The 13,288-nt window shown below is 63.5% G+C and carries 12 protein-coding genes and 1 pseudogene; 11 read left to right on the forward strand and 2 right to left on the reverse strand.

Annotation, left to right across the window (positions count from 1 at the left end):
- The first annotated feature begins 79 nt into the window (after positions 1–79).
- Together CH251_RS26090 and CH251_RS26095 are read left to right on the forward strand one after the other, a co-directional pair.
- Complete coding sequence (locus CH251_RS26090) at positions 80–649, forward strand: MerR family transcriptional regulator (protein WP_015586205.1); 570 nt, start codon at positions 80–82, stop codon at positions 647–649.
- 52 nt (positions 650–701) lie between these two features.
- Positions 702–1,709 (forward strand): DUF6615 family protein, encoded by a 1,008-nt coding sequence (locus CH251_RS26095; RefSeq protein WP_139278550.1) that lies wholly within the window; start codon positions 702–704, stop codon positions 1,707–1,709.
- A 136-nt stretch (positions 1,710–1,845) separates the two neighbouring features.
- Here CH251_RS26095 and CH251_RS26100 read toward each other — a convergent pair whose 3' ends face one another.
- Positions 1,846–2,712, reverse strand: coding sequence for a phosphoadenosine phosphosulfate reductase family protein (locus CH251_RS26100; protein WP_015586207.1), 867 nt, complete (start codon positions 2,710–2,712; stop codon positions 1,846–1,848).
- Positions 2,713–3,533: 821 nt separating this feature from the next.
- On the opposite strand from CH251_RS26100, the gene CH251_RS28105 reads away from it, so the two are divergent.
- From CH251_RS28105 to CH251_RS26125, 4 genes are all read left to right on the forward strand, one after another.
- Entirely contained in the window at positions 3,534–4,532 is a 999-nt protein-coding gene (locus CH251_RS28105; RefSeq protein WP_306436838.1) for a MinD/ParA family protein, read from the forward strand.
- Between the two features lie 750 nt (positions 4,533–5,282).
- The gene (locus tag CH251_RS26115) at positions 5,283–5,732 is read left to right on the forward strand and encodes a hypothetical protein (protein ID WP_015586210.1); all 450 of its coding nucleotides are present in this window, start codon (positions 5,283–5,285) and stop codon (positions 5,730–5,732) included.
- Positions 5,733–6,190: 458 nt separating this feature from the next.
- The gene (locus tag CH251_RS28190; protein ID WP_306436839.1) at positions 6,191–6,589 is read left to right on the forward strand and encodes a hypothetical protein; all 399 of its coding nucleotides are present in this window, start codon (positions 6,191–6,193) and stop codon (positions 6,587–6,589) included.
- Positions 6,589–7,305, forward strand: a complete 717-nt coding sequence (locus CH251_RS26125; protein WP_015586212.1) for a hypothetical protein — start codon at positions 6,589–6,591, stop codon at positions 7,303–7,305. The genes CH251_RS28190 and CH251_RS26125 overlap by 1 nt, the downstream gene beginning before the upstream one ends.
- Before the next feature lie 302 nt (positions 7,306–7,607).
- Here the strand turns inward: CH251_RS26125 and CH251_RS28335 are convergent, their stop codons facing one another.
- On the reverse strand, positions 7,608–8,393 hold the full coding sequence (locus CH251_RS28335; protein ID WP_244165176.1) for a WhiB family transcriptional regulator: 786 nt from the start codon (positions 8,391–8,393) through the stop codon (positions 7,608–7,610).
- Here CH251_RS28335 and CH251_RS26140 point away from each other — a divergent pair.
- The 5 genes and pseudogenes from CH251_RS26140 (at position 8,282) to CH251_RS26160 (ending at position 13,280) form a co-directional block, all read left to right on the forward strand.
- Complete coding sequence (locus tag CH251_RS26140; protein WP_015586215.1) at positions 8,282–9,382, forward strand: ATP-binding protein; 1,101 nt, start codon at positions 8,282–8,284, stop codon at positions 9,380–9,382. The two genes, CH251_RS28335 and CH251_RS26140, sit on opposite strands and share 112 nt — an antisense overlap.
- Positions 9,379–10,549: pseudogene (locus tag CH251_RS26145) on the forward strand (VWA-like domain-containing protein). Before CH251_RS26140 ends, CH251_RS26145 begins: the two are co-directional and overlap by 4 nt.
- A complete protein-coding gene (locus tag CH251_RS26150; protein WP_032364835.1) occupies positions 10,546–10,734 on the forward strand; it encodes a hypothetical protein in 189 nt (62 codons plus the stop codon). The pseudogene CH251_RS26145 and the gene CH251_RS26150 overlap by 4 nt, the downstream one beginning before the upstream one ends.
- Positions 10,731–11,927: a hypothetical protein gene (locus CH251_RS26155; RefSeq protein ID WP_015586217.1), complete on the forward strand. Its 1,197-nt coding sequence runs from the start codon at positions 10,731–10,733 to the stop codon at positions 11,925–11,927. The genes CH251_RS26150 and CH251_RS26155 overlap by 4 nt, the downstream gene beginning before the upstream one ends.
- 57 nt (positions 11,928–11,984) lie before the next feature.
- A complete protein-coding gene (locus CH251_RS26160) occupies positions 11,985–13,280 on the forward strand; it encodes an AAA family ATPase (protein ID WP_015586218.1) in 1,296 nt (431 codons plus the stop codon).
- Positions 13,281–13,288 lie beyond the last annotated feature (8 nt).

The raw sequence follows: 13,288 nt of genomic DNA on the forward strand, positions 1-13,288 counted from the left end.
CCGCTGGCCGGGAGAGAAAGCAGAGCGATGTCGAGCGGTATCGTGCATCGAACGATCGATTAAAGGGTGGGTGCGAGTTGTGAGCTGCAGCGAACAGGGTTCGTTCGAGGACATCGTGCCGGGGCTTTTCAAGACCTCGAACGGCACCGCCGCCGACGCCGTGAACGGGTGTCTGGGGTACAAATCGCCCCAGGTCCAGCAAGTGACTGGGGTAACGTACCGCCAGCTCGACTACTGGGCCCGTACAGGGCTTGTGTCACCGTCGATCCGCCCTGCATCCGGTTCGGGATCGCAAAGGATGTATGCCTTCTCCGACATCGTGGTGGTCAAAGTGATTCGTCGTCTCCTCGAGGCCGGAGTGTCTTTGCAGAATGTACGCATTGCGATCGAGTGCCTGCGTGCGCGTGACGCCCAGGGGCTGGCGTCTGTAACTCTGCTCTGCGACGGTATTTCGGTGTACGAGTGCACATCTGACGACGAGATAGTGGACTTGCTACACGGTGGTCAGGGCGTGTTCGGCATCGCGATCGGACATACAGTCGCGGACGTGGCTGCCGATATCCGTGCGCTCCCTGCAGTTTCTGTGGGAAGCGACAAGGTCACCCGAATCGACGAACTGGGATCGCGACGCGACCGCAAGAGCGCCTGAAGTCGGCCCCGGGATGAGTACACACTTCAGTGCCAATTACATGGTCCACGCGATGAATGAAGCAGCCTCTGATACCTGGGATCTGATGGAGACGGGAATTGCAGGCGGCATCGGACCTGGAGAAGAGACGCTCACCGACCTCAACTTGATCAAGCTTCAGCAGCGTATTCCGGCGCTGAGAGTGACGAAATACGCCAAGGCGGTCGAGGCGGGCAACGGTGCGGATTGGGAGTGGTGGATCGGTTCTTCGGCCGACGAGCGGTGGATCAAGCTTCGTATTCAAGCAAAACGCGCCAGCCACAAATTCAACCGCTATGAGCAGCTCGGACACTCAGTTAAAGAAGTCAAGCAGTACGAGACCCTGATTTTGAAGAGCAGGCTCGACGGTGCAACTCCGTTGTATGTCTTCTTCAACGGGTGGCCCGAAGATAGATTTCTCGTAAAGGGCCAGTACATCGATGCGATCGCACGCAACCTCAGGGCGGTGCACGGCGGGCACGTTCCGTATCCGATGTGGGGCTCGTTGGATTGGGGGTGCGCAGTCTCCGCGGCGCAGAAGGTCAAAGAAATTTATGAGAACCCATCCACATCAGTCTTCCCGCCAGCTCTCATCCCAGCTGCTACCCGCCGAAACAAGCGCTATATCCCACGGTATCTCGTGCATTCGACCCCTTGGGCGTATCTACTTCACTCCGGGCCTTCGGGCGCGGCTCCGACTGTGCGGCAGGTGGCCGAGAACCTGCACCACATGGAGGGAAACAGATCGCCGCTCACCGACGATGCCTTCGAAGCAATGACTTACCCGATTCCGTCTCGCGAAGCCGAGCAGGCCGCCTACGGCATGTACACGATGAGGAAATTTCTCGACCCCCGCGATGAGGCGCGTTACGCTCAGCGCCTCGCGAGCGCCGAACAATTCGCTCATGAGATCGGCAGAGACGATCTGGTGGGTCGAATGCTGAACCTGCCCGACGAGACCGAGCGGACAGGGCCGGGGTATCGCCTGTTGTTGGAGCTCAACCCGGAAAGTTCAGACCTCATGAACCTACGCCTGAGCTAGCGCCGATCGGCCGACAAGAGGTCGTTTGGTTCTGATGCAAAAAAAGTAGTCGGAGGCCACCGTGTGGTGTGCCTCCGACTCACCCTGTGCAATCTCAGTGCCAGGAATGCTACACGCGCACAGTCGATATGGCGATCTACACGAACTCGCGTATTCGCGGGAGCACTGCGGCGATCTCCTCGAACAGGCTCGGCCAACCTCGACGCAGACGAGTGACCCTGCCCGATTCGAGGAAATTTCCGTCGAGAATGTGTGAAACCCGCAGATTCGCTGCAGGTGCGCCCAGCGCGGCCAGTTTGGCGTAGACAGGGTTGCTCGGAAGGTCGTGCTGATGCGAATAGGCGAGCACATCGTCCGCGGACCAGTCCCATACCGGCCCATAGGCCACAGTTCCATCGGTGCGGCGAACCGTCCCCCCGTGGTGTCGACGCTGCTCCGCTTTGTTGCTGCAGCAGCTCGCGCCTTGGCAGCGCTCGCTGATCTCACGTGCGAGAGCGGAGTAGTACATCGACCACCTGCCGGTTCCTTTCCTGGATTCGTCTGCCCGCACGCCCCAGACCTCCCCGTCACCGAACTTGGTGTGCGCAGCCCGGGCAGGCTGCGCAATCAAGGTCTCGAAGCCTCGTGCGGGTACATGAGCCGACGGGCTACCGCCGTGGTCCCATTCCCCGGTCCGGGCCATCACTGTCAGCAGCGTTGGTTCAGCGCGAATGATGTGCAGGTCCAGTCCCAGCTTCGTCGCAATCTGCTCGACGTAGGCGTAGGTCTCGGGGTATTCGAGACCGGAATCGAAAAAGGCTACCGGGACATCTGGGTCCGCCTGGCGGGCGAGATCGACAGCAACGACGGAATCTTTTCCACCGCTGAATGCGACGTACCCATCGAATTCGTCGAGGTGTTCGGCCACGCGATCGACGATCGTCGAAATGTCATGCCGCGAGGATCGAAGGGACCGTAGTCGAGTGAGATCGAGGCCGTCGAAATCGTTGCTACGCACCGCCACAACGATAGTCGGGACACGGACACTTCAGACTGGACAAAGCAGAAGCTGTACCCGAACAGGCGGAATTACCGGTTGCACAACGGCGGTCCGTGGGGCCGCTCGGCAGCAGTTTTCGGGGTGTTCGAGGTGTCCGGTGCCGGTGTTATGTTCGCCCGGATATCGTCCGTTGAATGAGCAAGAGGAAGAGGTGGCGACCGATGAGTCCCACAGAGTCCGACCCAGGCAGCGCGTTGCCCCGGTGGGTGGTCGATCCGTCGGCGGCGAACAATGCGACCGATCAGTCGAACCATTCCGAGCCGGAAGGGGGGTCGGAAGATCGCCACGATGGGCAGGACGGTGACCTCGTCCAGGACTCGGGCGTAGGCCATCCAGAACCCGCCCGTGAACAGCCTGTAGCCAGCGAATTCGTGCCGAACGACGCACCCAAAGTCGCAGCCAACAACGCTGATGAAAACGTGTCGAAAAACGTATCCCAAGCCCGGTCCAAAGTCGCATCAGAATTCGCGCAGAGAGACCGGCCCAGCTCCGCACCCAGCAGCTCCCCCTCGGCGAGCCAGCCCAATTCTGGTGCACATCGACCCACCTCGGAGCCGGCCTCACGGCCGCCGCGCGTCAACGATGGTCAGGCACCAATGCCGGACCGGCCCTCGGCCTGGCCAGGGCAGGGCGGCTCCGCACCCGCTGTTGAGCAATGGCACACCAACAAGTCGGTCGACAGTTCAGCACCGACGTCTCACCCGGAGCCAACAAGCGCCTCCGACTCTCTGGCAGTGACAGCTCATCGCCCCTTCACCTCGCAGCCCGTTCAGTTGGTAGAACCAGTGCCGACAGCAATTCCGACAGCAAGGCCGACAGCAGCTGTTGCCCCTCCGCGGTCGATCGACGAACTGGAGCTGATCCGCCGTGCGCAACTGCCTCCGAGCAAAGGTTGGCGACGGTGGCTCTACCGACTCTCGTTCGGTTCAGCCAATCCCGGACAGTCGCCGGCTGAACTCGAGTACGAGCAGCTCCTGCGCCGCGTACGGCAACCGGTTCGAGGGAACTACAAGATCGCAGTCCTGTCCATGAAGGGCGGGGTCGGAAAAACAACCACGACAACAGGGCTTGGATCGACATTCGCAGCACTGCGGGGCGAGCGCGTCATTGCCTATGACGCCAACCCAGATTTCGGGACGCTCGCCTACCGCATTCACCGAGACAGTGACCGCACAGTGCGGGACTTGCTCGCGGACAAAGAAGTACACAGCTACTCCGACGTACGGAGCTACACCTCGCAAGCGCGAAGCAGGCTCGAAGTTCTTGCAAGCGAGCGTGATCCGTCCGTTTCCGAGGCATTCAACGAGCACGACTACACCGCCGCACTGCGCATCCTCGAACAGTTCTACAACATCATCTTGACCGATTGCGGCACCGGTCTCATGAACTCGGCCATGGCAGGGGTCCTCAAAGAAGCCGACGCATTGGTCCTGGTCTCCTCCGCGGCCAAGGACGGAGCGCGCAGCGCTGGGGCGACCCTCGAATGGCTGTCGCGACACGGCTTCGACGACCTGGTCAAACGCACCGTTGTCGTCATCAACGAATCACGGAAGGGCTCGACGGCCCTCGATGTCGAGCAACTCAAGTCCTACTTCGCAGAACGCACTCGCGCCGTCCAGGTCGTCCCGTACGACGACCACCTTGCCGAAGGCGACACCATCGATCTCGAGTTACTGGGCAAGCCTGCACAACGCGCGTTCGTCGAGCTGGCTGCTCTCCTCGCCGACGACTTTCCTGCCAACGTCGGCCGGCACGCACCAGCGCCCGGCCCGAGTCCTTGGTGAGTTGGACCGTGCCGGTGAAAGTTGGCCTGTCCGTGGTGTCCGGGCGCGCCGTTAGAGTGCAGAGATGGTCGAACTATCAAGGGGCAGTGCGGCGCTCGACGTTGTGACGACCGCCTACAAGGCCGCAACAGGATGCGCGGTTTCGTGGCCACCAGCCGGCGTTTCTGGTGACTCCGCGTGCGCGCGGTGCGGTGGCGCGACAGAAGGTTCCGGACGGCGAGTGCGTGAGACTGTGTCGAGAACGTTCACCGGGTTCGACGGGTGGGTAGACGTTGCGGCTCCTACGATGTGTCACGTCTGCGTCTGGGTGTACACGACAACGGCACTTCGCTCGGACCTCCTGCTGGTCACCAGTGATCCAGTGTGCGCCACAAAATTGTCGAAGACCCGCTTACGTCGCGTTCTGGGACAAGCGATCTCTCCGACGTCCGCCGTCGTGGTTCCGTTACGCCCTGGGCGCAAGCACATTCTTCCTCATGCCCGGTGGGGTCGGGTCGCCGTCGACGACGTCGCGCTTCCATGGACAGAGCACGACGCGGAACGCCTGAGCGCAGTCGTGCGATTGCGACGGCGAGGGTTCTCCCTGGCAGCGCTTGCGCGCGCAGCGCCGGCATTCAGCACGCTCAAGAACATTCCTCATCGAACGTGGACGTCTGTGTTCGCGGATTGGGACAGCCTCGATCCGTGGCGAGAGCGTCCTGTGTACCTCGACCTCGCAGCGACGGCTTCAACGTCAACCAGAGGCACGGCATGACCCCGACCAGAGCTACGACACCGACCCGAACCTGGCTGGACGCAGCGAGCTTTCTGCCGCCCGTCACCGGTGCGGCAGCAATAGCTGAACGACTGTTGTTGCTGCTGCACTACGGAATCAACTGGGACACCGGGTGGGTGGGACGCCGGAGAGAGCTGTACTGGGACCACCACCTGCCAGACCGAGTCCGGGTCGCGACATACACCGGCGGAGCCGACCTCGATCGATGGTGGAGCACCGTGGCAACCGATCTCGAGTCAGCGCCGTCGACGAAAGAACAACGCCTCGAACTATCGGTCCTTCTACGCGAGGAATCGATACCGGTCCTGACCCTCTTACGGGAAAACACCACCGCCCTCGTACTCCGAACACGGATCGTGGCCGAAGCTGTTCAAGCGCGCCGGTCCACCGCAGCGACTGCTACATCGCCCAGGAGGCAGAAGTGACCTCGACCATGCGCTGGCAGCTCGACATCACAGCGGTCTCGGCAATCTCGCACCGCGGTGAACACAGCGCCACCACAACGACCTTGTTCCGGCGCGAAAAAATACAGCAGCCCAACGGTTCCGCAGCCTTGGTTCCGATTGTGTCCGGGAACTCCTTCCGAGGGGCGCTCCGGCGGATCGGGGAGGAGCTATTACGGGACGTCCTCGCATACGAAGGGCTTCTCAGCTTGTCTGCAGCACACACACTTCGGAACGGGGGCAGCCTGACCAAGGTCACCGGAGAGCCGCTGTCCGGCGAACGGCTACACCGGCTCCGTACATTGAACCCACAGGTCAGCGTGTTCGGCGGGAGCGGCGGCGGTCGAATGATCGACGGCTGTCTCCGCGTGGGCAAAGTGATCCCGCACGTCCTCGAAACCGACCACCTCATGAGCCGTCCCGCACCGGACCGTGCTGTCTTGAGCCAATTCGACACCATGGCGCTCGAACGGTACAGCCGGTTCGACGATTCCACCGATCATGACTTCCCCGCAGTCGGCCGAACCGACGCAGCCACCGTCGACGGTAGCTCTCTGATGCGTTATGAGATCGAAACGCTGCCTGCCGGTACACGATTCGAGTCCTTTTTGCGTCTCGATCGCGCAACCGATCTGGACGTGGCCTTCTTCTCCGACGTCGTTGGCAGGTTCGTCGAGTCCGGAACCATCGGCGGGCGTACAGCTATCGGACACGGCCTCGTCCGCACCAGATTCGAGCGGACCCTTCTCGCCGGCGACGAGCCGAAAGAGCTCGACTGGCGAACCCATCTTCGAGAGCGCCGTGACGAGGCGCTGGAAGTCATGGAGGCGTTGACGTGATGAGGCCGTTCGAGGTAAAAGCACACCTGGCGGTCGGACTTGCGCATGCAGCTCCGTGGGCGACGAGCCTCGATGGCTTGCTCGCATCCGAGATGTGGGAAGACGAAAAAGCCGCTGCTCGGGACCGCGGACAGTACCTCGAAGCCGCCGGCCCCGACGAGGTGCCCGCCGATCTGGATCTACCACTCGCTCGGTGCACTCTGGGGGGAGGCGACGACTGGCATTGGTGCGCGACATACGCCTATCCCGAAGACCTGGCCGACGCCCCGGAAATCCATCACTGGAGCGGACGACCCGACCACCGTGCGCTCGAGCAACTCGCGAGGTACCGACCATCGGTCATCTCCGACCGGCAGGGCCGATATCGCGCACGCCAAATGCCGCTCCTACTGACCTCCACGCGGACTGTGCTCTGGAGAGGTGTCGGCGACATCGACCGGGTGAGCGCAACCCTGGCGTCGATCGATGCGATCGGGAAGAAGCGCAGCCAGGGCGAGGGGCAGGTGCTGAGATGGGAAGTGCAGCCCGTCGACATCGATGACTGGTCGGCCGGCCACCTCCATCCGAACGGCCACCTCGGCCGCCTGAGCCCACGCATCTGTCTGCAGGGCAAACCAACAGTCGAAACAGGCGGTTTGGGCCGAGGCGCGATACGGCCACCGCACATGCACCGGTCGAGAATGCGCGAGCTATGCATGCCATGGACACCCCAGTGACCCGTGAACACGCACCGGAAACGTTGCGGGACAGCAACTTGTCGGAGCCGAACGCCATACTGACAACCATGCGAATCCGAACCCTCGATGGTCCACCGCTACCTGCCGAAATCTTGGCCCATGCGGCGCGCGCGGTCGTTCTTGCGGACCTTCTCGCCGGCCAAGACATCACCTGCGGCGAGAAGCCTTCAGCGAGGAGCGACGCAAGTCGAGACGCTTCGACGATCAACCGCGGTTGATCGCGCCGACTGTAACGGGGTAGGCATCACCAGGCAGGTCTGACCGGCGAATCGCGCGTTGATTCACGCTGTGCGGGAGCGTATTCGGTACACCTGCCGGGTCGTGATTCCGAGCTGGCTTGCACTGGACTCGGCTGGGACGTTCTGGGCCGAAAGCGTGGCTATCGTGAGCGCCTGTTGTTGATGCCGGGTAGGCCGGCTCTCTATGGCTGTGGTGTGCTGAAGCTCTTGGCGCTCTCGTGGTGTCCTTCCGCCCCAAATTCCGTGTTGTTCGTTGTACGTCAGTGCATGGGCGAGGCAAGCGGCTCTGGCGGGGCATTCTGCGCAGACCCGCTTTGCTCTGCTGGTTGCTCCACCCGGGGGCGGGAAGAACTCCTCGGGGTCTGTCTGTGCGCACAATGCGTCCGAGCGCCATGACGAAATGTCCGCCGCCGCGGGCGGGGGCAGTGGCGCGGCGATGGCTGTTTCGAGCGGTGTCACGTGTTGGGTCCTTTCTTTCGGGCGACCCGGCCTTTTTCGAGTGGGTTCGACGATATCGAGGGACCCGGACACTTCACGCAGCACACGTGGCGGTCCGGTGCTCTTTGAGCCCGGACCGTCAATGTCCCCGGCACTGAGTGCGCCGGGGACGTTGACGGTTGGTGTGACTGGGTGAAAAGCGTTCTGACGCAGTAAGATTGAGGCGTCCTGTTGTTGGTGAGACTGACCATCTTGCCCATCTTTCGAGGAGTTTTGCGATGCCGGATTTGGCGACTGCGGTAACTGTTGTGGATGCGTGCGGGAGGGCTGGTGTCCCGTCGTTGTTGATCTCGGGTCCGGGTATGGGGAAGTCGAGCCTGGTTCGAGCACTTGCTGCATCCGAGGGGGTGTTGTGCGAAACGGTCTTGGGGTCCTTGCGGGAGCCCGCCGACTTCGCAGGCCTACCGGTAGTCCGTGAGAGTGGCGTGAGATTGGAGGCCCCGGATTGGGCGCGACGGCTACATGCAGAGGGTGGGGGCTACCTCTTTCTGGACGAGCTGACCACGAGTCCACCGGCCGTTCAGGCGGCGATGCTGGCAGTCGCACTGGATTTGAAGGTGGGTGATCTGCAACTGCCGAAGGGGACTCGGGTCATCGCAGGTGCGAATCCGCCCGATTGCGCTGCAGGGGGGTACGAGTTGGAGGCTCCCTTAGCAAACCGCTTCTGCCACATCGAGTTCACGCCGTCTGTCGATGAATGGCTCGACGGTATGGCCACGGGTTGGGCAAGCACGGCCTCTTCGCGTGCGGTGACCAGCGACGAGCAGCGGGAGGCGTTGGTGCGCAGTTCCATCATCGGGTACATCCAGCGTGCGCCCGAGGCGCTCGATGCGTTTCCGAAGGTCGGAGTGCAGACAGGTGGAGCATGGCCGTCTCGGCGCACCTGGTCGATGCTTGCGCGGGTGTTGCCACATCTTTGCGACGACGACAATGCGGCGACCAACGCGGTGGTATTCGGCTTGATCGGGGAAGGCGCGGGTGTCGAATTCCTCGAATGGCGTCGCAAGGCCGACCTCCCAGACCCCGTTGCCGTGATCGAAAACCCCGAGACGGCGTTCGATTGGCGCTCGCGTCCTGATCTGGTGTGGGCCGTGCTGTCCGGCGTGACGGCGTGGGCGGCCTCGCGGGGCACCGTCGAAGCGTGGCGCAACGCCTGGGGTCCGCTGATTGCCGCCGCCGAGGCAGGAGCACCCGACGTGGCCGGGGCTGCGGCACGCACTCTGGCGAAAGCGCGACCGGCGAAGGCCGCTGTTCCTGCGAGCGCGCGCCGGTTTGCGCCGATGCTGGTGGCAGCGGGTTTGGTCGAGGCTGCGGCATGAGCGGCGTGCGTGAGCTCGAGCCGGTTGAAATGCGAGCGTTCCGACTCGCGCGGCTGGTGTCGGCTGAGCAGATGCCGTACTTCATGCGCGCTCTGTTCGCAGCGCAACCCGTGGCGGCACCGGGCCTGGGTACGTTTGCGGTCGACGCTCGGTGGCGGCTGTACCTGGATCCGGATCTGTTGGTCGGGCCTTGCGCGTGGCCGGTGCCGATGGTCGGTGCAGTGCTGCTGCACGAGGTCGGGCATTTGTTACGGGCACACGCCGACCGTGCCGCCGCTCTGGCGAAGCCCATCGATCATCTGGTGTGGAACTTCGCGGCCGACGCCGAAATCAACGACGACCTGTTGGCTGCGGGAGTCAGCCTGCCCGAAGGGGTGATCACCCCTCAATCATTCGGCTGCCTTTCCGGAGACACAGCCGAGCAGTACTACGACTACCTGCGTGACCCGATTGCGCATCAGACTGTCACCGAACTCGTTGGCGCTGAGGGCGATCCGGGATGCGGATCAGGATCGGGGTGCCCTGTGGTCCCCGGTGAACTCATCGGCTCGGGAGAAGTGATCACGGAGGGACTGGACAATGCGGAAGCGGACCTGGTGCGCCGATCTATCGCGCAGGCAGTTCGCGAAGCAGCTGGTACCGGTCGAGGTAGTGCCCCGGCGGGACTGGTCCGGTGGGCAGCTGATGTTCTCGCCCCGCCCACGGTAGCGTGGGATCGTCTGCTACGGGCCGTAATTCGGCGTGCGTTGGCAGAGCAGGCGGGTAGGACGAACTATTCGTACTCCCGTCCCTCCCGCCGCAGACCTCGATGCCGCGATGGGCGAAGTGGCGGGAGTTCTCAAAGCTGGTGGCATAGCACGCGACCGGGTTCGGATTCTGGCGTGTGACGCCAAATCCACTACGGCACAACACGTACGATCGGTCGCTGATGTGACGTTGGTTGGTGGTGGCGGAACCGATATGAGGGTGGGAATCGCCGCAGCCAACGCTGCGCGCCCTGCACCCCACGTCGTCGTGGTGCTGACCGATGGCGATACACCCTGGCCCGACCGGCCCACGAGGTCCCACCTAGTGTGCGCAATCATCGGCGGCGTCCAGGGTAGGGGCGTCACACCGGCATGGGCATCGACGGTGCACGTGCCAGTCGGATCGGGGGCCACACGATGAACGAAAGCGGACCCGTGGAACTGCTCAAGTACGCAGACAGGGTGCTCACCGGCACTGGAATCGCCGCCGCCGATATCCGCATCGTCGTCGCCAGCGCAGCGGCCGACGCCGCCACAATGGCGTTGCGCGCAGGGTGGGAGTGCGCGAGCAACGCCCTGATCCTCGTCGACGGTGACGAGCGATGAGCGTGGAGTGGTTCGACCTCGCGCAACGCCTCTATGCCGCCGAAAAGATGCAACCGGTCCCTCGGCTGGCACATGCCACCTTCAAGCCGTCCAGAGCCGCCGTGGCCGTGCGTGCGGTCACGCGAGGAACAACGCTGGCCGTGTCCGTCGCTCGAGATGGATGCACCGAAGAGTCCGCGCACGACACCGAGGCTCTGGCCCTGCTCGCTCGCAACGGGGCAACGACGGTGGGTACGGCTGAACCGGCCATGCTGCTCACCGATGACGCCGCGACGATACCGAGCCTGCTGGCCCTGGCGCGTGCGCACGCCCACCACCCTGATCCGGACATAGCGGGGGCTGCCGCCATGATCGGATGGTGGGCCGATCGAGCCGACCATCCCGGAACGTCGGCGGTGATCGATCTGGTTGCTGCGTCGTCCTCGCGTCTGGTCCTCGGCACTGCGCCCGACGCCGAGCGAGCGGCCCGAACATGGCGTTCCTGGCTCGGCATTACCGACGAGAGCGTCGCAGGCCTGCATGAGTGGGCAGCGTGCATCGCAACGGGACCGCTGTTGCCGCTTCTCGATCCGATACACGACGATGACCGATACTCCTGGGATCGGACATTGTCGGCCACGACTGCGGGCCACGACTGGTCACGGCCGGACAACTCAGCTAGTGCGGCCATGGGACTACGGACCCGATGCGATGCCGCCGACCTCAAAGCCGCTGCGTTGCTGAGTGATCCACTGTGGCGAGTACGTGCGCTGCATACAGGACACGTGGCCCAGGGCATCGCATCGGTGGCGGCACCGCCGACAGGTTCACGCCGCCGCAACGTTTCGGTGTCGGTGACCTGCGACCGGCTGGACTCAAGGATGCGGGTTGATTCGGCAGTTACGGGATGGGTCGGATCACCGCTCGATCAACCCTTCGAGCGCTTCTCTGCCGACGTCACGTCCGCACAGGTGGTCAACGGCAAACTGACGCTCGGTATCGGGGTGTTCGGAGCGCACGCACCGAACGACGGAGACCAGGTGACCTTGATGCCCCAACCGCCTTCACCGGCGACGATGCGAGCAGGACGGGCGAGGTACTGGAATCTGTACCGCGCTCGCCGTTCCTGGCTTTCGACCGGACAAGCCCCGAGCGCCGTGCGCCGCGAAGTCCCGCTCGATGTCCTGATAGCGGGTGCAGAGGACGCTCCGTGATCAGAAGACGACCAAAAGTATTCATGAACAACACATTAGAAGAAGAACGGGACAACAATGCGTATCGTCGCACCCGGAGCGGACACCCCGAACCCCGACGCAACACCTTTCAAGGGAACCGAACCGTCATCGCCCGCCCATTGGCCCGGATCACAGATCATGGCCGACCCGATCACTGCACGCGTGCTGTTCTCTGTGTGGTCCGGAGACCCCGTTGTCGTCGTCCCGTCACCACCGGGCGCAGGAAAAACTCGACTGGTCGCGTTGCTCGCCGCCGCCTTGGCCCATCGCGCAGACCTACGGGTGGGTATCGCGGCGCAAACCCGAGAACAAGCCGTGGAAATCGCGCGTCGGCTCGGCGCGCTGACAGATCGAGCAGCGTTGATCTGGAAGGCGAAAGCACCCCTCCCCGACAGTGGAAGCACTCCCGTAGTGACAGGACGAAAAGTGCGGTGGTCGAATGAGACTGGCGCAATTCTCATCGGTACCACGGCGCCGTGGCTCTTCTCGGACCCGGACCGAATCGGTGCCGATGTGTTGATCGTGGACGAAGCATGGCAATGTACCTACGCCGATCTGGGGGCGCTCGGCGCGATGGCTCGACAGGTCGTCTGCGTCGGAGACCCCGGACAGATCGATCCGGTGGTCACCGGAGACGTATCGCGGTGGGAGGGCAGCGAGACCGCACCGAACCTGCCTGCCCCCCTCGCTCTGCAAGCAGCTCACGGCGATTCGGTCGGCGTGGTCCGTCTGCGACACACCTGGCGTCTCGGCGCGAGGACAACGGCCCTCATTCAACCGCTGTTCTACCCCGGCCTGCCTTTCACTTCCCGTCGCCCACCGGAGCATCTGACCGATTCCAGCGGCCCCGGCCTGCCCGAACTCGCGCATCGGCCAGTGCGGGTCATCGGAGGCCCAACCGACCCCGTCCTGGCCACACAGTGCGCCCTGCGCGCGCGAGAACTGCTGGACGCCGATGTGACCACACCGGACGGACAGCGGGCCATGACAGCGGCGGACCTGGCTGTCGTCGTCCCTCATGTCACGCAGGCTGCCGCTGTCCGGGCCTTGCTCTCGGATCACCCCGACGTACTGGTCGGCACCGCAAACTCTCTGCAAGGCCTCGAACGCGCCGCCGTTGTCGTGTTGCACCCGCTTGCCGGGTACCGGACAGCCGAGCCGTTCAATCTCGACCCCGGCAGAGCGTGCGTGATGCTCACCCGCCACCGAGCCCACATGACTGTGGTCATCGATGACGCCACCGCCCACGTCCTCGAACACGCCGAACCATCCCCGGCTCACGCCACCCACACCGGCCTGATGGCCGCACTGCACTGCACGCCCGTCGTGTAGCGATCCCC

Source organism: Rhodococcus sp. 06-462-5 (assembly GCF_002258315.1).
GTDB lineage: Bacteria > Actinomycetota > Actinomycetes > Mycobacteriales > Mycobacteriaceae > Rhodococcoides.

Excerpts from the sequence above, each read along its gene's own strand:
- CH251_RS26150 (WP_032364835.1), top strand. The coding sequence starts at position 10,546 with ATGAACGAAAGCGGACCCGTGGAACTGCTCAAGTACGCAGACAGGGTG.
- CH251_RS26125 (WP_015586212.1), top strand. The coding sequence starts at position 6,589 with ATGAGGCCGTTCGAGGTAAAAGCACACCTGGCGGTCGGACTTGCGCAT.
- CH251_RS26140 (WP_015586215.1), top strand. The coding sequence starts at position 8,282 with ATGCCGGATTTGGCGACTGCGGTAACTGTTGTGGATGCGTGCGGGAGG.
- CH251_RS26160 (WP_015586218.1), top strand. The coding sequence starts at position 11,985 with ATGCGTATCGTCGCACCCGGAGCGGACACCCCGAACCCCGACGCAACA.
- CH251_RS26095 (WP_139278550.1), top strand. The coding sequence starts at position 702 with ATGAATGAAGCAGCCTCTGATACCTGGGATCTGATGGAGACGGGAATT.
- CH251_RS26155 (WP_015586217.1), top strand. The coding sequence starts at position 10,731 with ATGAGCGTGGAGTGGTTCGACCTCGCGCAACGCCTCTATGCCGCCGAA.
- CH251_RS26115 (WP_015586210.1), top strand. The coding sequence starts at position 5,283 with ATGACCCCGACCAGAGCTACGACACCGACCCGAACCTGGCTGGACGCA.